Source organism: Phormidesmis priestleyi ULC007 (genome assembly GCF_001895925.1).
Taxonomy (GTDB): Bacteria; Cyanobacteriota; Cyanobacteriia; order Leptolyngbyales; family Leptolyngbyaceae; genus Phormidesmis_A; species Phormidesmis_A priestleyi_A.
The window spans coordinates 51,183-74,526 of record NZ_MPPI01000010.1 but is presented as its reverse complement, the minus strand read 5'-3'; the positions used below and the strand labels follow the sequence as shown (position 1 = coordinate 74,526).

Below are 23,344 nucleotides of genomic sequence, written 5' to 3'. Positions count from 1 at the left end.
TGAGTGACGCATCTTATAGAAATACTCTGATTAGGTAGAAAGTCACATCTGCCTAGTGGTAGAAGCCTGTAGTTTTAGTGTAACTTCCATAACACAAAATGAATCGGAAGAGAAAAAGAAGAAACTTAAAGTTAACTCTACAGGGGTCAGAGCGTCTTTGATCCAAATGATCAAAGACGCTCTGATACGGTGTTTCCGATTTTTTGCTATTGAAGATATTCTTGCAGCGATCGCACCGTCAGCGGCTGAGATTGTAACGACCGAATGGCTGCCGCCGTAGCTTTTGCCCCAGCGATAGTCGTGATGATCGGAATCTTGTAGCTCAAAGCGGTGCGACGAATCAGGCGATCGTCGGTCAACGCTTCTTTGCCCGTCGGGGTATTAATAATGAGTTGAATTTTCTCATTTTTAATCGAATCAAGTACGTGAGGTCTGCCCTCGTGAAGTTTGAGCACTAACTCAACTTCTAAACCGTTCTCAATCAAGACTTTGCGGGTGCCTTCGGTGGCAACGACGCTAAAGCCCAAACTCATCAAATCTTTAACGATTGGAACGACCGCCGCTTTTTCACGATCGTTCATCGATACAAACACAGTGCCTTTGAGAGGTAATCGCTGACTGGCGGCGAGTTCTGCCTTAGCAAAGGCTTTGCCAAAGTCGGTATCGATGCCCATCACTTCCCCGGTCGATCGCATTTCGGGCCCCAGGATGGTGTCGGTGCCCGGAAACTTGTCGAAAGGAAAAACGGCTTCTTTGACAGAAATATGTTTGGGAATGATTTCTTCGGTGAAGTTAAGTTCTTTGAGGGTTTTGCCAGACATCACACGGGCGGCAATTTGGGCGAGAGGATGTCCGATCGCTTTCGACACAAAGGGCACGGTGCGCGATGCACGAGGATTCGCTTCGAGAATAAACACCTGATCGCCCTGCACGGCAAACTGAATATTCATCAAGCCGATGACTTTGAGGGCTTTGGCAAGCGCGATCGTCCAAGTGCGAATCTGATCCAGCACGGGTTCCGACAAGGTAAAGGAAGGAATCGAGCAGGCAGAATCTCCAGAGTGAATGCCTGCCTGTTCGATGTGTTCCATGATGCCACCGATCACGACTTGACCCGTCATATCCGCGATCGCGTCTACATCGACCTCGATCGCGTTCTCTAAAAAGTGGTCGATCAAAATCGGGTGGTCGGGTTCGATCTGCACGGCATAGCTCATATAGTGTTCTAGCTCGGCATCCGAATAAACGATCTCCATCGCTCGACCGCCCAACACATAGCTAGGACGAACGACAACGGGATATTGGATTTTTTGAGCGACTTCCCGCGCGGTTTCATAGTTGCGGGCGAGTCCGTTAGGAGGTTGCTGAATGTTGAGTTGGCGCAAGATCTTTTCAAACCGCTCTCGATCTTCGGCAGTGTCGATCGAGTCAGGTGAAGTGCCCCAAATTTTGGTTTGTGGGTTCGACTTCAGCGCTTCTTGTAGGGGAACCGCCAGCTTGAGTGGGGTTTGTCCGCCAAATTGGATAATTACGCCTTCAGGATTCTCAGCTTCGATGATGTTTAAGACATCTTCTTTAGTCAGCGGCTCAAAATAGAGTCGATCGCTGGTGTCATAGTCGGTCGAGACGGTTTCGGGGTTGGAGTTGACCATGATCGTCTCAAATCCATCGGCACCGAGCGAGAAAGAAGCGTGACAGCAGCAATAGTCAAACTCGATGCCCTGTCCGATGCGGTTGGGCCCGCCTCCGAGGATCATGACTTTGCGCCGATCGGACGGAAGCACTTCAGTTTCTTCTTCGTAGGCGGAGTAGTAGTAAGGAGTCAGCGCCTCGAATTCAGCCGCGCAGGTGTCTACGGTTTTATAGACGGGGATCACACCGAGAGATTTGCGGTAAGCCCGCACTTCATCTTCATGGGTTTTGGTGGCAAAGGCGATTTGACGATCGCTAAATCCTTGCCGTTTGATGTGATACATCTTGGCTTTGTCGAGACTTTTCAGGGTCGTGCGTTTGAGCAGCTTTTCAGTCTCTAGCAAGTCTTGCATCTTGTCTAAAAACCAGGGATCGATGTTGGTTAGCTCAAAAATTTCATCAACCGTCATACCCATTTGCATCGCGTGGCGTACGGTGAAGATGCGATCGGGGTTTGGAGTGCGAAGTCCTGCCCGAATTTGTTCGAGGCTGGGGAGCTTTTCTGAACGATCGCAGCCCCAACCCGCTCGTCCGGTTTCTAATGAACGAAGTGCCTTTTGAAAAGACTCTTGGAAGGTGCGCCCGATCGCCATTGCCTCGCCCACTGACTTCATCTGCGTGGTTAGAACCTGAGACGAGCCGCTAAATTTCTCAAAGGCAAAGCGGGGAATCTTGGTGACGACATAATCGATCGTTGGCTCGAAACTGGCAGGAGTTTTCTTCGTAATATCGTTAGGAATTTCGTCCAGCGTGTAGCCAACCGCAAGTTTTGCTGCCATCTTGGCGATCGGAAACCCTGTCGCTTTCGATGCCAACGCCGAACTGCGCGACACCCGCGGATTCATCTCGATCACGACTAACTCACCCGTCACCGGATTAATCGCAAACTGGATGTTTGATCCGCCTGTCTCGACCCCAATTTCGCGAATGATCTTGATCGAAGCGTCTCGTAACCGTTGATATTCTTTATCAGTCAGCGTCTGAGCCGGAGCCACCGTGATCGAGTCACCAGTGTGGATGCCCATCGGATCAAGGTTCTCGATCGAGCAGATGATCACGACGTTATCGGCGAGGTCGCGCATCACTTCTAGCTCATATTCCTTCCAGCCGAGCAGAGATTTCTCAATCAAAATCTGAGACACCGGGCTGGCATCTAAACCCGTCTGGGCGATTTCCTCAAACTCCTTCTGGTTATAGGCAATGCCGCCCCCGGTGCCGCCCATCGTGTAGGCAGGACGAATAATTAAGGGATAACTGCCGATCTGCTGCCCAATCTCGCGGGATTCTTCTAGGGTTTCTGCCAGACCAGACGGACACACGGCGACTCCGATTCGCCCCATTGCCTCTTTGAATAGCTTGCGATCTTCAGCCATCTCGATCGCCGGAAGTTTTGCGCCAATCAGTTCAACGTTGTATTTCTCAAGCGTCCCATTTTTCGCCAGTGTAACGGCAAGATTGAGCGCGGTTTGTCCGCCCATCGTGGGTAAAAGTGCATCGGGGCGTTCTTTTTCGATAATCAGAGCGACTATCTCAGGCGTGAGCGGCTCAATGTAAGTACGATCGGCGGTTTCCGGATCGGTCATGATGGTCGCTGGGTTTGAGTTGACCAGAACCACTTCATATCCTTCATCTCGCAAGGCTTTGCAGGCTTGAGTACCGGAATAGTCGAATTCGCAGGCTTGCCCAATCACAATAGGACCGGAGCCGATGAGCAGAATTTTGTGGAGGTCTTGGCGACGAGGCATAGTGAAGTTAAAGCCGTTGAGTTTAAATCCAACTCATTGTAGAGGCTTTCATTTACAGAATTGTTACGGCTTTATCCATTCCGAAGATTTGCTGATTTGAAGGAGAGGAATGAATGGACGAGGCGACAAGAAGACGGGGAATGAGAAGCGTTAAGTTTTAAGTACCAAACCTGGGACACGAAGACAAAGATCTCCGACTTCTCCCAAGAGGTCGGAGATCTGGCTGGGTACACCTACCTGTCAACGAACGACCCCGGCATATCTCACCAATTGACACAGCCGTTGTCGCAAGGTTTCCAAACCCAGACGATCGCTGGCAGAAATGAATGCCGCTTGCGGAAACTCTTCTTGCGCCAAACTCAGATTTTCGCCGTCTACTTGATCGATTTTGTTAAACACCAACAGCACCGGGCCTGGCGCGATCGGCATTTCTGACAAAATTTTCATCACCGATCGGATCTGATTTTGCCAAGCCGGATGCGACAAATCCACCACATGCAGCAGGGCATCGGCTTCGGTGACTTCCTCTAAAGTGGCGCGAAACGCATCAACCAGCGATGGCGGCAGCTCGTGAATAAACCCCACCGTATCGGTCAGCAGCAGCGAAGTCGATTCATGACTTTCCGAATCAATCACCTTCAGTCGTCGAGTTGTCGGATCAAGGGTCGCAAATAGCTGATCGGCGGTGTAGACTTCGGCATTGGTGAGCGCATTCAGCAGCGTGGATTTTCCAGCGTTGGTATAGCCAACTACGGCGATCGAGGGCACTTCTTCGTGCTGTCGGCGCTGCCGCATTCGCGCCCGGTGCGCCTGAAGTTGCGTCACTTCTTGCTGCAATCGCGTAATCCGGCGCTGAATCGATCGCCGCTCAGTTTCTAACTTAGTTTCACCCGGCCCGCGAGTTCCGATCCCACCGCCTAATCGAGACATCGCTTGTCCCCGACCGGATAATCGAGGGAGGCGGTATTCAAGCTGTGCCAGTTCGACCTGCAATTTGCCCGCACCTGACTGGGCACGTTGGGCGAAAATGTCGAGAATTACCTCAGTGCGATCGACGACCCGCACCCCAATCAACGCCTCCAAATTGCGGACTTGGGTTGGGGACAAATCGCGATCGAACACCACCAAACTTGCCCCGATCGTCTGTGCTGTGAGCGCAATTTCCTGCACTTTGCCTTCACCAACCACAGTTTGAGGATGGGGACGCGGACGTTTCTGCTTTAACGTTTGTAAGACTTCTCCCCCAGCCGTTTCGACGAGCCGCCCTAATTCTGCCAGCCCATCGCGAAAAGCTTGCTGCGATCGATTGTCTGTCATCAACCCAACTACTAGTACCTGATCGTGATCGCGATCAACCTGTTGAGCAGTATATTCACGTCGAAATTCAGCCTCTAGACCTTCGACTAACTCATTTAGATCTTGCTCGGCGATTTCATCCAAGCTCAAAACGGGTGAAACCGTCCAATTGGCTTCTGGGTGGGGCACCAAATGCGCCAAATATCCACCTTTGATGTAGCCTGTTGCACCGCCACCTCGCCGCTCAAATCCGCCACCTGTCAGGGTAAATGTCACAAGCGCATCCAATCGCTGCATCGCCATCGCCGTCAGTGCCGACTCGCCCGGAGGATCTTGCTTTAACTGCGTCGCGACACAGCGAATGCCGCATAGTCGTTCTGCCCCATAGCGCGGCAACTCTGCCGGAGGAATCTGAGTTTGGCGCGGGTTTCCGACCCCAACACGCAGCACCTGACCTCGACGATTGATATAGGCGCAAACGGGTTGAGCGATCTCTGTGCTGATTGCCGCCAGTCGCTGGGCAAACTCTGAAGTCGTGATGCGATCGCCCGGTAAGCGCTGATGATAGAGTCGCTGCAACTGCTTAAGCTGACTGGACTTTAAACCTTGAAGATTTCCGTAGACAGTCTCGATAAATGCCACTCGCCAAACGCAACTCTCTCTATTTTAGATCCCCAGTTGACCGTGTGCTTGATTGGCTTTATTAATGACCTCATGATTTAGTAAGCATTTGTTACAGAAATCACATGATCTTTAAATTGTGTCGTTTACTGAAGAAATGAAGAGAAATATTGCTCTCTCAAACTCTCTGCCCAAAAGGATTTCAAGTTTAACAAGGCTCAATGACCCTGCTTAAGCTAACGAGAAAAGAGCCGAGGCTTGAGTCGTCAGATCTGACGATTTCCTTAAGACTTGACCTCGATCCACCATTCTCGTTAGAAAATCCATGTCTGGAGTTATCGCATCCCGCGCTCTAGATGCTCACTTTTACTTCGTCATTTTTAGGTTTATCCCAATGAATAGTAACGGACTGCCGCCAAAACAGGGGTTATATGATCCGCAGTTCGAGCATGATGCCTGCGGTGTCGGGTTTATTGTGCACATGAAGGGCAAGAAGTCACACGCGATCGTCGAGCAAGCATTGACCATGCTTGTCAATCTTGAACATCGCGGTGCGTGTGGATGCGAAACCAATACCGGAGACGGGGCAGGCATTTTGATGCAGGTGCCTCACAAATTCCTCAAAAAAGTAGCGCTAACAGAAAACATCGCGCTACCCGACGCGGGACAGTATGGCGTGGGCATGATTTATGCGTCGCCCGATCGTGCCATTCGCGATCAGAGTCGGCAAATTTTTGAGCAAATCGTGGCGGAAGAAGGTCAGCGAGTTCTGGGCTGGCGCGATGTGCCGACAGATAATTCTTCGCTGGGCGAGACGGCAAAATCGAGTGAGCCGTTTATGCAGCAAGTATTTATTCAACGCGCTGCGGAACTGGTCAACGACACCGATTTTGAGCGAAAGCTTTACGTGATTCGCAAGCGATCGCATAGAGCGATTCGAGCCACTCAGATTGATTCATGCTGGTATCCGTCGAGTTTGTCGTGCCGCACGATCGTTTATAAAGGAATGCTGATGACCGCGCAGGTCGGGCAATATTATCCTGAACTCAGCGATCCCGATCTCGAAAGTGCCCTGGCAATGGTGCATTCTCGATTTAGCACCAATACCTTTCCAAGCTGGGAGCGATCGCACCCTTATCGCTACATCGCGCACAACGGCGAGATCAACACGATGCGTGGCAACATCAACTGGATGAACGCACGGCAATCGCTGTTTGAATCAGAGTTGTTTGGCGACGATATGCAGAAAATCCAGCCTGTGATCAACGTCGAGGGTAGCGACTCGACGATCTTTGACAACGCGCTAGAACTGCTGGTGTTATCGGGTCGATCGTTGCCCCACGCAATGATGATGATGATCCCCGAACCGTGGACGGCGCACGAGTCGATGAGCGACGAGAAAAAAGCGTTTTATGAATATCATTCCTGCTTGATGGAGCCGTGGGATGGGCCTGCTTCGATCGCCTTCACTGATGGCACTATGGTTGGGGCAGTGCTCGATCGCAATGGTCTGCGTCCGTCTCGCTATTACGTGACCAAAGACGATCTCGTAATCATGGCATCTGAAGCGGGCGTGTTGCCGATCGAGCCTGAGCGTGTCGCTTTAAAAGGTCGTCTAGAACCGGGTCGGATGTTTCTCGTCAACATGGAAGAAGGGCGCATCGTTGCCGATGATGAGATCAAAACCAAAATCGCCACCGAGCATCCCTATCGCGAGTGGATCAACCAGCACATGGTCGAACTCGCCACGCTGAAAGACGCACCGCTGGAGACAGACGAAGCGTTTACGCCGATTATTCAGCGTCAGACTGCTTTTGGCTATAGCTTCGAGGATTTGCGGCTGCTGTTGACTCCGATGGCGCGAGACGGTGTAGAAGCGATCGGGGCAATGGGCGCTGACACGCCGCTCTCTGTGTTGTCTGACCGACCTAAACTGCTCTACGACTATTTCCAGCAGCTATTTGCTCAGGTCACAAATCCGCCGATCGACTCTATTCGCGAAGAGATTATTACTTCAGCAGAAACGACGATCGGATCGGAGCGAAATCTCCTCAAGCCAGAGCCAGAAAGCTGTCATTTGATCGAACTCAAAACGCCGATTCTCAGTAATGAAGAATTGGCAAAACTTAAGCACATTAATGAAGGCGAGTTCAAGTCAGTCACGCTGCCGATCGTCTTCGATCCCCAAGACGGCACAAAAGGGCTTGAACGGGCGATGGAGCAGATTTGTGTCCAGGCAAATCAAGCGATCGCGGCGGGCGTGAATATTCTGATTCTCTCCGATCGCGGCGTAAATCCAACCAACGCCCCGATCCCGGCGTTGCTTGCAGTTGCGGGACTGCATCACCACTTAATTCGGGAAGGCACTCGCACACGGGTCGGACTCGCTCTCGAATCGGGCGAACCCCGTGAAGTGCATCATTACGCGATGCTGATTGGCTATGGCTGCGGGGCAATCAATCCCTATCTCGCGTTTGAGTCGATGGCTGACATGATTCACCAAGGTCTGCTGGTCAACGTCGATTACAAAACTGCTTGTAAGAATTACGTCAAAGCTGCCACCAAGGGAGTCACCAAAGTCGCCTCCAAAATCGGAATTTCGACCATTCAGAGCTATCGAGGTGCCCAAATCTTTGAAGCGATCGGGTTAAACCAGTCGATCGTTGACAAATATTTCACCTGGACGGCTTCGCGCATCGAAGGCGCAGATCTCGAAGTCATTGCCAAAGAAGCGATTTTGCGCCACAGCCATGCGTTTCCCGATCGCGAGGTCAACGGTCACACGTTGGATGTGGGCGGCGAATATCAATGGCGCAAAGAAGGAGAGGCGCATCTCTTCAGCCCCGAAACGATTCACACCTTGCAAAAAGCAGTTCGCGGCGGCAGCTATGAGGTTTACAAGCAATATGCTGCTTTGGTGAATGAGCAAGGTCAAAAGCACTACACCTTGCGCGGACTGCTGAAATTTAAGCAGCGCGAATCGATTCCGATCGAGGAAGTCGAGTCGCTCGAAACCATCACCAAGCGCTTCAAAACGGGCGCGATGAGCTACGGATCGATTTCTCAAGAAGCACACGAATCATTAGCGATCGCCATGAACCGCATCGGCGGCAAATCCAACACGGGCGAAGGCGGCGAAGACCCCGATCGCTACACCTGGACCAACGATCGCGGCGACTCGAAAAACAGCGCGATTAAACAAGTCGCATCCGGTCGTTTTGGAGTCACCAGTCTCTATCTGTCTCAAGCGCGAGAACTGCAAATCAAGATGGCACAGGGCGCGAAACCTGGCGAAGGCGGACAACTTCCGGGCAAAAAAGTCTATCCCTGGATTGCCAAAGTGCGTCACTCTACTCCCGGAGTCGGGCTGATTTCACCACCGCCGCACCACGATATTTACTCGATCGAAGACCTCGCCGAGTTGATCCATGATTTGAAAAACGCCAACCGAGCCGCACGGATCAGCGTCAAGCTGGTGTCAGAAGTGGGAGTGGGCACGATCGCTGCTGGGGTCGCCAAAGCCCACGCTGATGTCGTGCTGATTTCTGGCTTCGACGGTGGCACAGGCGCATCGCCGCAAACCTCGATCAAACACGCTGGGTTGCCGTGGGAACTCGGACTTGCGGAAACTCATCAAACGCTTGTCCTCAATAACCTCCGCAGTCGCATCGTCGTCGAAACCGATGGACAGATGAAAACCGGACGCGATGTGGTGATCGCCGCTCTGCTCGGTGCTGAGGAATTTGGATTCGCGACGGCTCCACTCGTGACGCTGGGCTGCATCATGATGCGCGTGTGTCACCTCAACACCTGTCCGGTCGGAGTCGCGACCCAAGATCCGCTCCTGCGTAAAAACTTCACAGGCGATCCCGCACACACCGTCAACTTCATGACGTTCATCGCTCAAGAAGTTCGCGAACTGATGGCAAAGTTGGGCTTCCGCACGATCGACGAAATGGTCGGACGCACCGACGTTCTCGAACCCAAACAAGCCGTCGAACACTGGAAGGCAAAAGGACTTGATTTCTCAAAAATCCTCTACCAGCCAGAAGTGGGGGCAGACGTGGGTCGCTATTGCCAGATTCCGCAAGATCACGGACTCGACAAATCCCTGGATATCACGACGCTGCTCGATTTGTGTAAAGGCGCGATCGAGACTGGCGAATCCGTCTCAGCTACTTTGCCGATCAAGAATGTCAATCGCGCGGTTGGCACCATTCTTGGCAACGAAATTACCAAACGCCACTGGCACGGCTTACCCGAAGACACGATCCAGCTACACTTCCAGGGCAGTGCGGGTCAGAGCTTTGGCGCATTTGTACCCAAAGGTGTGACGCTCAAACTCGAAGGCGATGCCAATGACTATCTCGGCAAAGGCTTGAGCGGCGGCAAAATTATTCTCTATCCTTCAGCAAAGTCTACCTTCGCTGCCGAAGAGAACGTGATCGCTGGAAACGTTGCGCTCTATGGGGCGACCTCTGGCGAAGTGTACATTCGAGGCATGGTCGGTGAGCGCTTTGGGGTGCGTAACTCTGGCGTGAACACGATCGTCGAAGGCGTTGGCGATCACGGCTGCGAATATATGACGGGCGGCAAAGTTGTCATTTTGGGCAAAACCGGACGTAACTTTGCGGCAGGCATGAGCGGTGGTGTTGCCTACGTTCTCGACGAGCAGGGCGACTTCGCGACGCGCTGCAACCCGCAAATGGTCGGACTCGAAACCCTAGAAGATGCTGAAGAAATCGCCGATCTTCGGCAGATGATCCAGCAACATGCCGACTATACCCAGAGCCAAAAAGCAGCCAAAGTTCTCGATCGCTGGGAAGAAATGCTGCCGAAGTTTGTCAAGGTGATGCCCAAAGACTATAAGCGAGTTTTGCAAGCGATTTCTGCCGCGATCGCCGCTGGCTTGAGTGGTGATGACGCACTCACCGCCGCCTTTGAAGAAAACGCCCGCGATGTCGCCCGGATTGGTGGCAGCTAACCTTCACGATCATTTCTGGGGCAACTACTGCCCCTACCTCCTATAATCATCGCCACTTTTAAGACACCATCATGGGAAAACCAACAGGCTTTATCGAATTTCTCCGCGAGTTGCCCTCTGATCGATCGCCCCTTGATCGCATTCAAGACTGGAACGAAATTCACCAGCACATGCCCGAAGACAAACTCCGCACTCAAGGCGCACGCTGCATGGATTGTGGCATCCCGTTTTGTCATAGCGGCACGTTGATTAGCGGCATGGCAAGCGGCTGCCCCGTCAATAATCTGATTCCCGAATTCAACGATCTGGTCTATCGCGGACTGTGGCACGAAGCGCTCGATCGGCTCCACAAAACCAATAATTTTCCTGAGTTTACGGGTCGCGTCTGTCCTGCACCCTGCGAAGGCTCCTGCGTTTTGGGCATCAACAATCCGCCCGTCACCATTAAGAATATCGAATGCTCGATCGTCGATAAAGGCTGGAGCGAAGGCTGGATCAAGCCCGAACCGCCCACCAAACGCACGGGCAAAAAAGTCGCCATTATCGGCTCTGGGCCTGCCGGACTTTCTGCGGCTGCACAACTCAACAAGTCGGGGCACTGGGTCACAGTTTATGAACGCGCCGATCGTCCCGGCGGACTGCTGATGTATGGCATCCCCAACATGAAGCTTGAGAAAGAAGAAGTTGTGTTGCGCCGCATCAAAGTCCTTGAAGACGAGGGCATCACGTTTATCTGCAACGCCGAAGTCGGCAAAGATTTGCCCGTCGAAACGCTGCTCAAAGACTTTGATTCTGTCGTGCTTTGTGTGGGAGCGACGAAGCCGCGTGATTTACCGATCGCAGGGCGCGAGTTAAAGGGCATCCACTTCGCAATGGATTTCCTGACCGCCAACACTAAAGCAGTTTTGAATCAGAGCAGCAACGGCAACTTCATCTCCGCCCAAGACAAAGATGTGGTGATCATTGGCGGTGGCGACACCGGAACCGACTGCGTAGGCACATCCCTTCGTCACGGATGCAAGAGCCTCGTGCAGCTTGAAATTTTGCCTCAGCCTCCGCAAGAACGTTCGCCCGATAATCCCTGGCCTGAATGGCCCAAAGTCTACCGCCTCGACTACGGGCAAGAAGAAGCTGCCGCTAAGTTTGGCGACGATCCACGCGGCTATCTCACGACCGCAACCCATTTTGAGGGTGACGAAAACGGGCAGGTCAAAGCGGTTCACACCGTCGAGGTGCAGTGGGAGAAAAATGAGAAAGGACAGTTTATTGCCCAGCACATTCCTGGCACTGAGAAAGTTTTATCCGCGCAACTTGTCCTGTTGGCGATGGGCTTTTTGGGGCCTGAGCAACCTCTTTTAGATGCGCTAGGGGTCGATCGAGATGCCCGCAGCAATGTCAAAGCTGACCACGAGAAATACGTCACCAGCATTCCTGGAGTGTTTGCGGCTGGCGACTGTCGGCGGGGACAAAGCCTTGTCGTCTGGGCGTTTAACGAGGGGCGCGGTGCGGCTCGTGAGTGCGATCGCTATCTCATGGGCAGCACTGACTTGCCCTAAAGTCAGTCACTCGTTAGACCCTACAACCATTTGCACCACAAAGGGCAGACCCCCATCTTTGTGGTAGCGGTCTGCCCATTCGCGGATCACTTCATCCAGTTCTTCGAGGGCCCGATCGACCCGCTCTGCTGGAATATCCAATTCTTCTAAAACTCGCATCACCTGATTTTGGCGATCTGCCCAATCTTTCATGAGTCGGAAAAATCGAGCCGTATCTTCGACCATGACATAGGCCCGTTCTTCCTGGTCGTCAGGTGAATAGGAAGCGCGAGTCAGGGCATAAAACGGCAGCCCCCAAGGTGAATCGATGCGCGTAACAGTGCCCGAATAAATCAGACGACGCTTGATATGCTCTGCCAGGGCTTCACTCAGGGGCATTTGCTGCTCTTGAGGCAAATCTTCTTGAGAGCGCCCATGCAGAAACTCGACCAAATCGAGAAATTGAAATGAGTTGATCAGTTGAGCATCGGGCAGGTTGGGCGGAAGCTTTTGCTCAATGTGACTCTTTTCTTCAGAGGTGAGGCTGGTGCCCAGAACGCGCGATCGCCCCGGTTGCCAAGGATATTGTTCTAACCAGATATAAGGGAATTGAATCAGATAGCGAGGTTCTTGAGAACCCAGCATTTTCAGCAGCTTTCCTTCGGTGAGTGCCTGCCTGACTTCTTCAACGATCGCTTTAACTCGCTTTGGCTCAAGATGGTGCAAATGCCCAGTCATTCGCAGGTTGCCGTCTTGCTCTAAGTAGGTGGTGTAGATGGCACATTTTGCGGCGGTTGCGGCTGCATCTAAAAAAGCTCCGTGTCGGTGCCCACTCGTTCGCATGGCGCTGAAGGCGAGATAAAGCATGATCTGATCCATTGCACTAGGGCTGAGGAGCTTGATCAGATCGAGGTCGTTGGTCATATCAGGAAGAATTTATAGAAGAGCTAATACATCAAACTTCTGTGAACTTACGGAGACTCTAGCGATCGCAGATGGCTTAATTTCTAGGGTCAGTTGATTCATCAGAGCGGGTTTAGAGACGACAATGCCAACTCGTCTGAGTAATTGTTAATTATTTTATCTCTAATCGATGTTATTAAGTATTCTCTCCTAACTATTCCCACGCCAGTTTAAAAAATTAGTCATCAACACTTGAAAACAAAAATGGAAGCAATCTCTAATGTAGGAGCTTCCATTTTTAGCAAGTCGTATCGAGAAATCTTAGAGAGCAGGAAACGATCGGGCGTGAGCCGTGAATTAAACTAAGTTTTGAGTATTGAACGGAGGATGGAAACGACCTTCAATCCGCCCACTTCCCCGATGGGCAAGATATTGAGTTTGTGGCTCTGAGTGAGTCAACAAAGAGATAGGAGAATCCTGCTTCAACCCAGGCAAAAACTCGACTTGGTGCAGACCTGCGGCTATTGAACCGAGAAGCAAACTGATTAGAGTGACAGAAGTTTGAACATGCATAGGTTGGGTCTGTTCTGATGTATCTATTCACAGATACAGACCGTCTATTAGTAGATCAGGATGAACTGATGTAATTTTTTAAGTTCAGTAATCCTACGTATGAGGTTTTAGAAAAGGAGCCTTAATCGCTATCTACGCCAGAACGGAAAAGATTGACTCTACTAAAATCCACCCTCCACTGTAATTTTTTTTACCAAGTATAAAGATGTTATTTTCGCATTCATACTGCTTTAGCTGCTGATCAATTTCTGGAGTCAGGGTTACGAGTGCCCAGGTTTTTTTGACTTGATTTGGGTCGTGGGGGGTTTCAAGGACGATCGTATAGTCTTGCTCACCGTGCCGATAAAAAATGCCAGAGATGTTGAATTTGGCAGGAGGCATGTCCAACAACGGAGTACGCATGGGGCAACACCCGCTATGGGGATAAGCCTCTGGAGCATCTAGATAATAGTGTTGCCAGTAGAGCCAGTCAGAATGATTGGGAGCCAGATTTAAAAGCGGAATGATGGCGGCAGGTGCGATCGCATCCTCTAAAAGGGCATTTTGCAACGATCGTACCGACAACTCTCTCGGCTGACAATTTTGTTCAATACACAAGGCGGCTGCCATTCCTGCGGCTTGTCCAATTCCCAAAACCAGGGGTTGGAGGCGAGTCGCTCCATTCGCGAGATGAGACACCGAAATATTCTTCTCGCACACTAAAAATCCCTCGGTGATTTCTGGCACCAGAGAGCCATAGGGAATCGTGAAGGGTGTGCCTGTCCAACGTCCGCCCCAACGCATTGATTTAGGCTTTAACGAAATGTCGCCACTGGGATAGTGATGATCGTTGGCGTAGTTGCCGATGGCGATCGACTGGCAAATATTCTCAGCAGTCTCGCACCCTTGAGCCGTGATTCTGATCGGTAGCGGGGCGACTTGTCCGTTGGGTAATAAATCTTGCTCTCGAACCGTGACTAACCCTTTAAGTCTTCGGCTCTCTCGATAATAAGGGTGAAGGGCATAGGCACCGCCTCCCAGAGAAGTTTGAATCGAAACTGGAAAAATTTCCTCTGCTAGACCAAAACGTCCTCCTAGCTGGGCTTGGATGAAGTGGGCAAAGCCTTGAGTGTGCCAGAGCGCTTCTTGAAGGAACTGCGATCGCTCTGCCGCTGACCCGATCAGTCGCTCAACGCCTTCTCCATAATCATTACCTGCGATCGGCCAATTGATCATAAAACGGTTTCCGGGCAAGCGTCCATAGTTCAAAAACTTCTCGGCTCCGTAATCTGCCCAAGCTGGGGTAAATTTTGCTGGATTGTAGCGAGGCGGTGCCGGAATTTTTGGAGCCAATCCTGTTTCACCAAAGTCTTGAAGCACAACAACCCATGTCGGAGCTTGAACAGGGTAAGTTTTGGTGAGCGTATTGGCAGCGATCGGCGCACTGGGTTCTCCCCACTCAGACTGCAACTCCCAGCCCCAGCGATGCGGAATGTCTCCGAGTGCCAGCAAATCGCCAAGCTCAGTGCCGTCGAGGGTAATGTTGGCGAAGATCGTGAACTCTGCGAATCGAACGCCGATGACGCGATCGTCTTCCTGCAAAACCTCTAATGGCGTTTGCTCTTGAAGCCAAGTCAGATTTGGAAGTTGGGCAACCCAATCGGCAAAAATATCTGCCCCGACGCGCGGATCGTAAGTGAAAAAACTCACCCAGGCGTTGTCTAACCCCTCTGGCTGACGCTGCTGCAACGCTTGTAAGAATGCGCCCCAAATCCCAGTTTGAAAGGCAGCTAACTCGTTGCCATCTGGGGCGGTCACTCCAGCGCTAGTGAGCATTCCGCCTAAGCCAGAAAACTCACTGACTAAAATCGTATTGGCTCCGCGTCGAGCTGCCTGAAGTGCCGCCGCCGTTCCTCCAGTGCCGCCACCCACCACGAGCACATCAGTCTTGAGAATTTGCATCGAACGAATACCCACCACAAGAAGGTGACATACCCGACGCTGATGCTACGCATACAGCACGGGCTTCCTGTTTCGTCGGCAACTGCCTCTACTAGATGTCTAGCTTTGGTCTGACATTGACTCCAGAGGTTTTGAAATGCAAAGCACTCCACTGACTCTCGCAACGCTTCTTTCACAGTCCCCTACGGAGGGAAACCCTCCTTCAGGGCTGTGCGCTCACGTTACCCAGGCGGCAACCCTGTGTCCCAAGGTTGATAACTTTTTGCACAACACATCATGGATTTATGGCAATAGCCCACCAGCCAGATCTGTTCCTTCCCCAGCTACTTTCTTTCCGTGGCAAGCATATTACTGCTACGTGTCCTGTCTGTTCGAGAGTCTAGGCGGGTCAACGACCATCTGTACTATATCAGGCTTCCGCGCTACGTTTACCAGAAAATGCTGGACTCCGTACCTCCGTCGCGCCGTCTTATATCCCGACGATCACCTGAGTACAGGTAGATCGCGGGGCTTACCACGTTGGGCTAATGATGAAGAGGTTGAGGAACTGATCGAGTCGATTCATCGGGCAGATGCACTGTAGTCGGAGGGTGCAGCCACTAGTTGGGAACAGCATCGGGTAGAGCCAAAATGTTGAATCGCTCAAGTCCGCGACTATTCTATGAGAATATGAATTATGGATAAAGTTTTAGCGATCGCCCGCGTTAAGCCGTGAGATGCTCTGCGTTATGGACGAGAATTTGCCTGTCACCGCCATCATTTCTCAAGTCGTGAAACCTGGATACGAGGAGGCTTACGAACAATGGCAAAAAGATATTACAGTCGCCGCTCATCAATTTGAAGGGCACGCAGGAGTCAACATTATTCGACCGCATGATCACACTTATCCTGAATATGTGATCATTCTAAGATTTGACCACTATCAAAACCTCAAAACCTGGATCGAATCCGACGTTCGCAAATATTGGCTCGATCGAGCAAAACCTCTGATTCAAGGATCTGAAAAAGTGCAGGTTTTACAAGGGTTAGAAGCCTGGTTTACCCTGCCAGGAAGACCCACTCAAGCACCTCCGGCCCGCTATAAGATGGCGATTTTGACCTCGATCGCTGTCTACCTCGTCTCTCTGATCGTGGGGTATTTTTTCTCAGGCTTTCTCGTCAGTTTACCGATCTGGTTGCAATCATTGGTACTGATCAGCCTTTCGGTAGTGTTACTCACCTACTTCGTCATGCCTCGATTAACTCGCGTCTTTTATCGATGGCTTTATCCTCAAGCAAGGAAGTGATTCGCACAAATCCTTTATCCTGGAGATCGATCGCTACTTTCGTGAATTATGGTTTCTCTGTCTCCGACCCTAAAAGCTAGACTATCTGCACCTCTCAAGATTGGTCACTTAGAGGTCAAAAGCCGCGTCTTGCAGTCGCCCCTTTCTGGCGTAACAGATCTCGTGTTTCGTCGCCTGGTGCGTCGCTATGCGCCCGATTCAATGATGTATACCGAGATGGTCAACGCTACAGGGTTGCACTACGTGAAAGAACTGCCGATCATCATGGAGGTAGACCCCAACGAGCGTCCGATTAGCATTCAGCTTTTTGACTGTCGCCCCGACTTTTTGGCAGAAGCCGCACAAATGGCAGTCGCAGAAGGAGCTGATACGGTCGATATCAATATGGGCTGTCCGGTGAACAAGATCACCAAAAACGGAGGCGGCTCTTCTCTGCTGCGAGACCCCGAAACGGCAGAAGCGATCGTGCGCGCCGTAGTCAAAGCGGTAAACGTTCCGGTGACGGTTAAAACTCGCATCGGCTGGACAGACCAAGAAATTAACATCCTCGATTTTGCCAAGCGGATGCAAGATGCGGGGGCACAAATGATCACTGTTCACGGACGGACGCGATCGCAAGGCTATAACGGAGCCGCCAAATGGGAATGGATTGGGCGCGTGAAAGAAATTCTCTCGATTCCGGTGATTGCCAATGGCGATATGTTCTCAGTCGAGGCAGCCGTTAAATGCCTGGAGCAAACCGGAGCCGATGGTGTGATGTGTTCTCGCGGAACGCTGGGCTATCCATTCTTAGTAGGCGAAGTTGATCACTTTTTGAAGACAGGAATCGAGAAACTAAAACCCACTCCGATCGAGCGTTTGGAATGCGCCCGTGAACATCTACAAATGCTGTGGGAATACAAAGGCGATCGCGGAGTCAGACAAGCCCGCAAACACATGACGTGGTATGCAAAAGGGTTTGATGGTGCCGCAGATCTGCGCGGAAAACTCAGTCTAATTGAAAATGTGGGTCAGGGATTAGAGATTATTGATCGGGCGATCGAGCGTTTGACCCATTCTGGTTGGCAAGAAACCGAAGAAGCCGAAGCCCAATTAGTTGAAGCTTAATTTGTGTCAACTAGCTTGCAGTTTCCTGCTGTGGTAGCGTCACTGTAACCGTAGTTCCTTTACCGAATTTACTTTCGATTTGAATTTGTCCGTGATGATTTTCGATAATGGCTTGCGCGATCGCTAAACCTAACCCCGATCCCCCGGTTGCTTTAGTTCGGGCAGGATCGACGCGATAGAAGCGATCGAACAATTGCGGCAATGCCTCTTCTGGAATCCCAATTCCGGTGTCCGTCACTTTAACTTGCAGAGAAGATCCACTCGTGCGTTTAAGTTGCTGTAAATCTATCGTTACCTTTCCATTCGCAGGTGTGTACTGTAGAGCGTTGCTGATTAAGTTGGTGAATAATCGAGAAATTTGATCGCGATCGCATTGCAGCGAGAGCAAATTTTCAACACGAGGGAGTGATTTCAAAATAATTGATTGACTTGCAGCGAGTTCCTCTGATGCTGCACTGCAATTGAGACTTAACGAAATTCCTTTTTCTACGGCGATCGTCTGCTGTTCTTCTAACACTTCAGTCAGCAAATCATCCAGGTTGACTAAAACGCGTCTGGGTTGTGCCGTGCTGCTATCTTGTCGTGCGAGAAACAATAAATCATCGACCAGTCTTCCTAAACGACGAGTTAGCCGTTCAACTACCTGTAAGTGATAGCGTTGCATTTGTGGATCTGATTCTGGATCTGAAAGCGCAACCTGCACATTAGTTTGAATGATTGCGATCGGGTTCCGCAACTCATGAGACGCGTCGGCGGTAAACTGCTTTAATCGCTGATAAGATTCTCGAATCGGCTGCATCGCCAGACCGGATAACAACCATCCGATCGCGGCGACGATCGCGACCATCACCGTTGTTCCAGCTATTAAATCTAGAAATAACTCGCGAGTGGGCTTTGTCACTTCAAACCAGGGATGGCTAACGCGCAAATAGCCTAACACCTGTCGCCCGACTTGCACTCGTTGCGTTACTTGTCGCAGCAAATGATCTGCCGATAAATGCACCGTTTCGCCATTGATATTGAAGTGGAGCGGAACTGCGATCGGGTCGGCAAATGTTGACCACACGATTTCACCTTGAGGGCTAAACCACTCTAGATCAATGTGATCATCTTCAACCGAAATGGCATTATCTCGAAAGCTCGACTCGACATTAACGCGCACGTCTCCGCCTTGATTAATTGGCTCGATTACCAACGATCGCTGCACCACTTCGACCACATGGTTAAGCGTGTCATCAATGCGTTCAATTAACGTGCTGCGGACATACAAATAAAATCCACTTGCAAACACTAGCAGCAACACTGCCGTAACGGTAGTATACCAGATCGCAAGACGACGACGAGTCACCTGAAACATAAGACTAATCAAGGGGCTACACTTATTATCGGTGTAAAATGTGCCGTAAGGGTCAAGCGGAAATTTCGTGTCGGGAGAACGACTGCGATGTCACTAGAAGCCACCACTGAACAGACTAACCCAGTTCTAGAGCCGATCGAGTGGGAACCGCCTATGCCACCGACCGATCTAATTTTTGACGACGGAGAACCTTTGGAGAGCAATCGTCACCGAGTAGCTATGAATGTCTTGATTCGATCGCTCAATCAAGGCTGGTCAGACCGCCAGGACTTCTTTGCAGGCGGCAATATGTTTGTCTACTACAGCAGCAGCCAAGCCCGCAATCGCGACTTTAGAGGACCTGATTTCTTTGCAGTTTTAGGGGTCGAGGCTGACTCGTCTCGTCAAGGCTGGGTGGTCTGGGAAGAAGGGGGACGCTACCCCGATGTGATCGTAGAAATGCTGCCACCTAGCACGACCAACGTTGATTTGGGAGCCAAGAAAACCCTTTATGAACAAGTGTTTCGCACACGGGACTATTTTGTTTATGATCCGTTTGATCCCAGTGCCTTTCAAGGGTGGCATCTTGACTTAGATCAGGGCTATCAGCCGATTCCCGTCAATGAACAGGGATGGCGATGGTGCCAAACGCTGGAGTTGTGGCTGGGATCATGGTCGGGGGCAGTCGATATCGATACAACGACGTGGCTGCGATTTTACGATCGTAACGGCAATCTCGTGCCTCTACCCGAAGAAGCGGAGCGTCAACGAGCCGATGAACAACACCAACGTGCTAATGAACAACAGCAACGAGCCGATGAAGAACGCCAACGAGCCGATGAAGAACGCCAACGAGCCGATCGCCTAGCCGTACGTCTACGAGAATTGGGAGAAGATCCCGATCGTGGGTGAATCACAAAATTATTCTCTAGACAGGGGTAGTTTGCCCCAACTGCGTCAAGAAACGCATTGCTTTAGCGATATAGCTGGCACAATCATAAGGTGACGATTCATAAAACGATCGCCATGCTGATCCTTTGTGTTCATCGTAGCGATCGAAGAAGTCTGGAAATTTGTCGAGCCACGCTAATCGAACTGCGTGACCAATCAACACATCTAGCACGATCGATTCTTCAATTTTGAGATCGGGGTTACGTTGCGCGATCGTGGCTAATTCCATCATGGCTTCTACATTCACCTGGCGATATTCGGGCGCTTGAATTTTGTTTAACAAGTGTTCAATTTGGAGTGCGAAGTTTTTCTCGCCTGCGGTCATTTCCATGATGATCAATTCGCTATCGAGACGGTTGCGGCGTTCTAGCTTGTCACCAATCACCAACCCTTTGCAGTGATGCAATAGCTGCCACACACTGGGATAAAAATCTTTAGGGACGCGGTTAAGAGAGCCGTCTAGTTGCCGCTTGCGCCACCAATCTTGGTTAGCAGGTTCGACTTCAGTTTGTTCGTCTAGCAGAACCACCCAATCGATGCCGCGATCGGGCAATTTCACCCGCAGCGATTCTTGCTTAAACAATGCCTGATTGAGGTCGGCATAACCCATTAGAATCTGTCGCAAACACGTTTTAATCTCAAACGGACTGAGTTGCATTAAGTGTTCGTAGGCTTCGTCTTGTGTGAGAGCAAGTTCTTGGGCGAGGTTGGCTGTAATGAGCAAGATCAGATAGCCCACTTTCAGCGTTAGCAAGCCTTGAAAGAGATTGGGTTCGCTTTTGATCAAGACGCTGAGATAGATGAGAATTTCTTGAGTGAGGACGCGATCGCGAATGTCTTCTCGACAAAAGTGACGAATTTTTTCCAGCACTTCGACGTAGGGCAACGGCTGCATAATCAGCGAGTCTTCACTATAGGCCCGACCCACAGCAATCTGTTTTTGCCGCACTAAAATATCGGTAACTGCATCCGACAAACCGACATCAAGTTTATCGAGCAACCCTGCCGATCGGCGAACAATACCCCAATAAGGACAGCCCAACTCGTCGCCTTTGCTGGCTTTTGCGTAGACTTCGTTGAGCAAATCCATCACGGTGATGATAGGCTGCGATTCGGTGAAGCGGGTATCAAAGTCTAATCCTTTTAGACGAGCTAGAGTACTCAATAACTCGATTTGTTCATACAAGTTATGAGATTGATGCAGACTTGAAACTAACGAGTCAATATCGGTTTCATACTCCAGCTTAAATTCTTGCGAAAGGCTTAATGGACAGTTTTTCTCTGGATGAGAAACCAGATGATAGTTGGGTAACGTTGTATCGACCACAGACGACGGGGGAAACTCAAAATCGTGCAGAGAATCGATGCGTTCAGTCCCCGCTGTGAGGGCAAGTTGGTTCAGGCGACCCAACTGCACAGGAACGTCACCACAGCGACCTTCCTGAAATTCTTGGACGAGGTTGATCAGCGCTTCTCGACCCAGTTCTAGCATTTCTTTGGTTAACAACAGCGTCATCGTCGGTTTGCCCAAATCTTGCCAGTGGCGATGAGTGTAGGCAAGCTCACTTTTGATGTTGGAAACCAGAAAATGATAATCGAGAGTGAGATAAAACCGTCTTGGCTCTAAGAACGATGGCAGAAAGACGATCGTCTCTCCACAAATTTTAAACACTCTAGAAGTTGTCAAACTCCGCATTCGTCGCATGGGGCGACCTGTTAAATCAAGCTTATCATTGCGTCCGACTTGAGCATAGGCGGCGGCTAGTTCTCGTGCATGACGGACTTGAATCGGCTCGACTTGTTTAAGGGTTTGAGTTGTGATGTTGTTGGCAGCGAGTTTAGACTGCAAATCTTCGTCTTCAGCCAAGAGCGCAATTTGTACAGTCGCTTTGCGTTTTTGACCGATGCGGAGATGACCACCGATCGGGTCAATATCGCCCACAGCTAACAATCCTTCGTGCAGCATTTGCGCCAGAAAATATAAGCTTTGTGCCCACACGAGCGGAACATTTTCGTTAGGTAAACGAGTTTGACTAGAGGGATTCGCTTTTTCTGGCTCGATCGCGGCTTCAGGCACATAGTACAACTCTGGCAGCAAGTTCAAGCCGTCTCGTTTGACTACAACTTGTTCCAGTTGATCGAGGTAGTATTGCGCTTGTTGACGATCGTCGCGGAACAATCCATCGAGTGCCAAATAAGTAAAGAAGAGCGGCCATTCAGACTCAATATGCTCAAATTGCTTGAGTTCCCACGGCTCATAGTGAAGACGACTGCTGTTTTCTAGAACAGTTTGGTGCCCGTCGCGCAGAAAGCGTTTGCAGCCATAGCGACCTTGCAGCAGCGTCACAATTTTGGTGCGAGTCCGATCGACCAACTGCACGTCTTCAACAGCAAACGCTGGAAAGCTAATCACACTCAACAGAGCGGCATCGACTTCTTTAGAGCTAGATTCTCTAGGCAACAGTGATTCTAGCGTCGTGCGACACCGAGCAATTTCATCGGGCAAGACGTGAATCACCGAGGCTTGGCTGCCATGAACGCCGAACAAATTTAGCCCATTCAGCGCTTCGAGTGCTGCTTTTGCCATGCCCACCGAGCTGGCATTAAGTTCAGGGTTGCCGTGATTAATTTTGTTGCCTCGCTCCCAAATCCCATAATCGGGTGTGCGATAAGTTCTGCCGATGTAGTAGACGAGATTTTGAATGAAGTTCACCTCATCGGTGGTGAAGACGATCGCTAACCCTGATGCGGTCATTTGCGCCAACATCAGCAGAAAAATTGAGGTCGCGTCAAGCTGCAAATGTCCCCATTCGTCATCGCCAACGACGGTGCTTCCGGTGTCGGTGTCGTATTTGGCATGAAGTGCATCGAGCGGGGCTTGATTGGCTTTGAATTTCTCGACTTTTTCGGCTTGTCGCATCATTGAGAACAGCAAGCCGCGCATCAACTTGACAACGCTGTGTTCTAGCTCGTAGGTACGTCCCCGATCGTCGTCGAGTTTGCGATAGGCGAGTCCCAGCCCCCACACGGCGAGAATGCTGTAGACATTATCGCGCACCCATGCGTCAGTGTAGTCGCCGTGGGCGTTGACAGCAGTACTGGCAGGAAGCAGCCCAGAAATCGGGCTTTGACGGCTGAGAATGACGGCTCGAACCTGTTCGTAGTAGTGATCCAAACGGGTTGCCAAATCAACGGTTTTGATGGCCATGCCGTCCCTCAAGTGATTAGTAAATTTGAGCGGGCAAAGCTTAATTTTAGCGGTTGTGCAACGATCCTGCCGACTTAGGATTGCAAGTAACCGATGTTGTTTAATCCACGATCGGATATTGCTGAACAGGAATAATTTGTAGGGGCAATCCCCTCGTGGTTGCCCT

Annotated in this window: 12 protein-coding genes; 5 read left to right on the top strand and 7 right to left on the bottom strand. The window is 50.8% G+C overall.

The genetic code is table 11. The features are described 5' to 3' along the window. Positions 1 to 206 precede the first annotated feature (206 nt). Positions 207 to 3,437: a carbamoyl-phosphate synthase large subunit gene (gene carB / locus BRW63_RS10935; RefSeq protein WP_073071063.1), complete on the bottom strand. Its 3,231-nt coding sequence runs from the start codon at positions 3,435 to 3,437 to the stop codon at positions 207 to 209. A 240-nt stretch (positions 3,438 to 3,677) separates the two neighbouring features. Continuing rightward, positions 3,678 to 5,375, bottom strand: a complete 1,698-nt coding sequence (gene hflX / locus BRW63_RS10930; protein ID WP_244913189.1) for a GTPase HflX — start codon at positions 5,373 to 5,375, stop codon at positions 3,678 to 3,680. A gap of 373 nt (positions 5,376 to 5,748) precedes the next feature. Between hflX and gltB the strand changes: the two genes are divergently transcribed. Together gltB and gltD are read left to right on the top strand one after the other, a co-directional pair. Next, positions 5,749 to 10,338 carry a glutamate synthase large subunit gene (gene gltB, locus BRW63_RS10925; RefSeq protein WP_073071217.1) on the top strand — a complete coding sequence of 1,530 codons (4,590 nt, stop codon included), beginning with the start codon at positions 5,749 to 5,751 and terminating at the stop codon, positions 10,336 to 10,338. A gap of 71 nt (positions 10,339 to 10,409) precedes the next feature. Next, positions 10,410 to 11,894 (top strand): glutamate synthase small subunit, encoded by a 1,485-nt coding sequence (gene gltD, locus BRW63_RS10920; RefSeq protein WP_073071062.1) that lies wholly within the window; start codon positions 10,410 to 10,412, stop codon positions 11,892 to 11,894. Positions 11,895 to 11,900: 6 nt separating this feature from the next. On the opposite strand, the gene hetR is transcribed toward gltD, so the two are convergent. From hetR to BRW63_RS10905, 3 genes are all read right to left on the bottom strand, one after another. After that, entirely contained in the window at positions 11,901 to 12,797 is an 897-nt protein-coding gene (gene hetR / locus BRW63_RS10915) for a heterocyst differentiation master regulator HetR (RefSeq protein WP_073071060.1), read from the bottom strand. Positions 12,798 to 13,133: 336 nt separating this feature from the next. After that, a complete protein-coding gene (locus tag BRW63_RS28865) occupies positions 13,134 to 13,349 on the bottom strand; it encodes a hypothetical protein (protein ID WP_073071059.1) in 216 nt (71 codons plus the stop codon). A 132-nt stretch (positions 13,350 to 13,481) separates the two neighbouring features. Next, entirely contained in the window at positions 13,482 to 15,305 is a 1,824-nt protein-coding gene (locus BRW63_RS10905; RefSeq protein WP_244913188.1) for an FAD-dependent oxidoreductase, read from the bottom strand. A gap of 713 nt (positions 15,306 to 16,018) precedes the next feature. On the opposite strand from BRW63_RS10905, the gene BRW63_RS10900 reads away from it, so the two are divergent. Together BRW63_RS10900 and dusB are read left to right on the top strand one after the other, a co-directional pair. After that, positions 16,019 to 16,576, top strand: coding sequence for an antibiotic biosynthesis monooxygenase (locus tag BRW63_RS10900; RefSeq protein WP_223257352.1), 558 nt, complete (start codon positions 16,019 to 16,021; stop codon positions 16,574 to 16,576). A gap of 48 nt (positions 16,577 to 16,624) precedes the next feature. Continuing rightward, positions 16,625 to 17,683, top strand: a complete 1,059-nt coding sequence (gene dusB, locus BRW63_RS10895) for a tRNA dihydrouridine synthase DusB (RefSeq protein WP_073071053.1) — start codon at positions 16,625 to 16,627, stop codon at positions 17,681 to 17,683. Between the two features lie 10 nt (positions 17,684 to 17,693). On the opposite strand, the gene BRW63_RS10890 is transcribed toward dusB, so the two are convergent. Further along, positions 17,694 to 19,040: a sensor histidine kinase gene (locus BRW63_RS10890; protein WP_073071052.1), complete on the bottom strand. Its 1,347-nt coding sequence runs from the start codon at positions 19,038 to 19,040 to the stop codon at positions 17,694 to 17,696. A gap of 87 nt (positions 19,041 to 19,127) precedes the next feature. On the opposite strand from BRW63_RS10890, the gene BRW63_RS10885 reads away from it, so the two are divergent. Beyond that, positions 19,128 to 19,931, top strand: a complete 804-nt coding sequence (locus tag BRW63_RS10885) for a Uma2 family endonuclease (RefSeq protein ID WP_073071050.1) — start codon at positions 19,128 to 19,130, stop codon at positions 19,929 to 19,931. Positions 19,932 to 19,947: 16 nt separating this feature from the next. On the opposite strand, the gene BRW63_RS10880 is transcribed toward BRW63_RS10885, so the two are convergent. Continuing rightward, positions 19,948 to 23,178 (bottom strand): glycoside hydrolase family 15 protein, encoded by a 3,231-nt coding sequence (locus BRW63_RS10880; RefSeq protein ID WP_073071048.1) that lies wholly within the window; start codon positions 23,176 to 23,178, stop codon positions 19,948 to 19,950. Between the last annotated feature and the right edge of the window lie 166 nt (positions 23,179 to 23,344).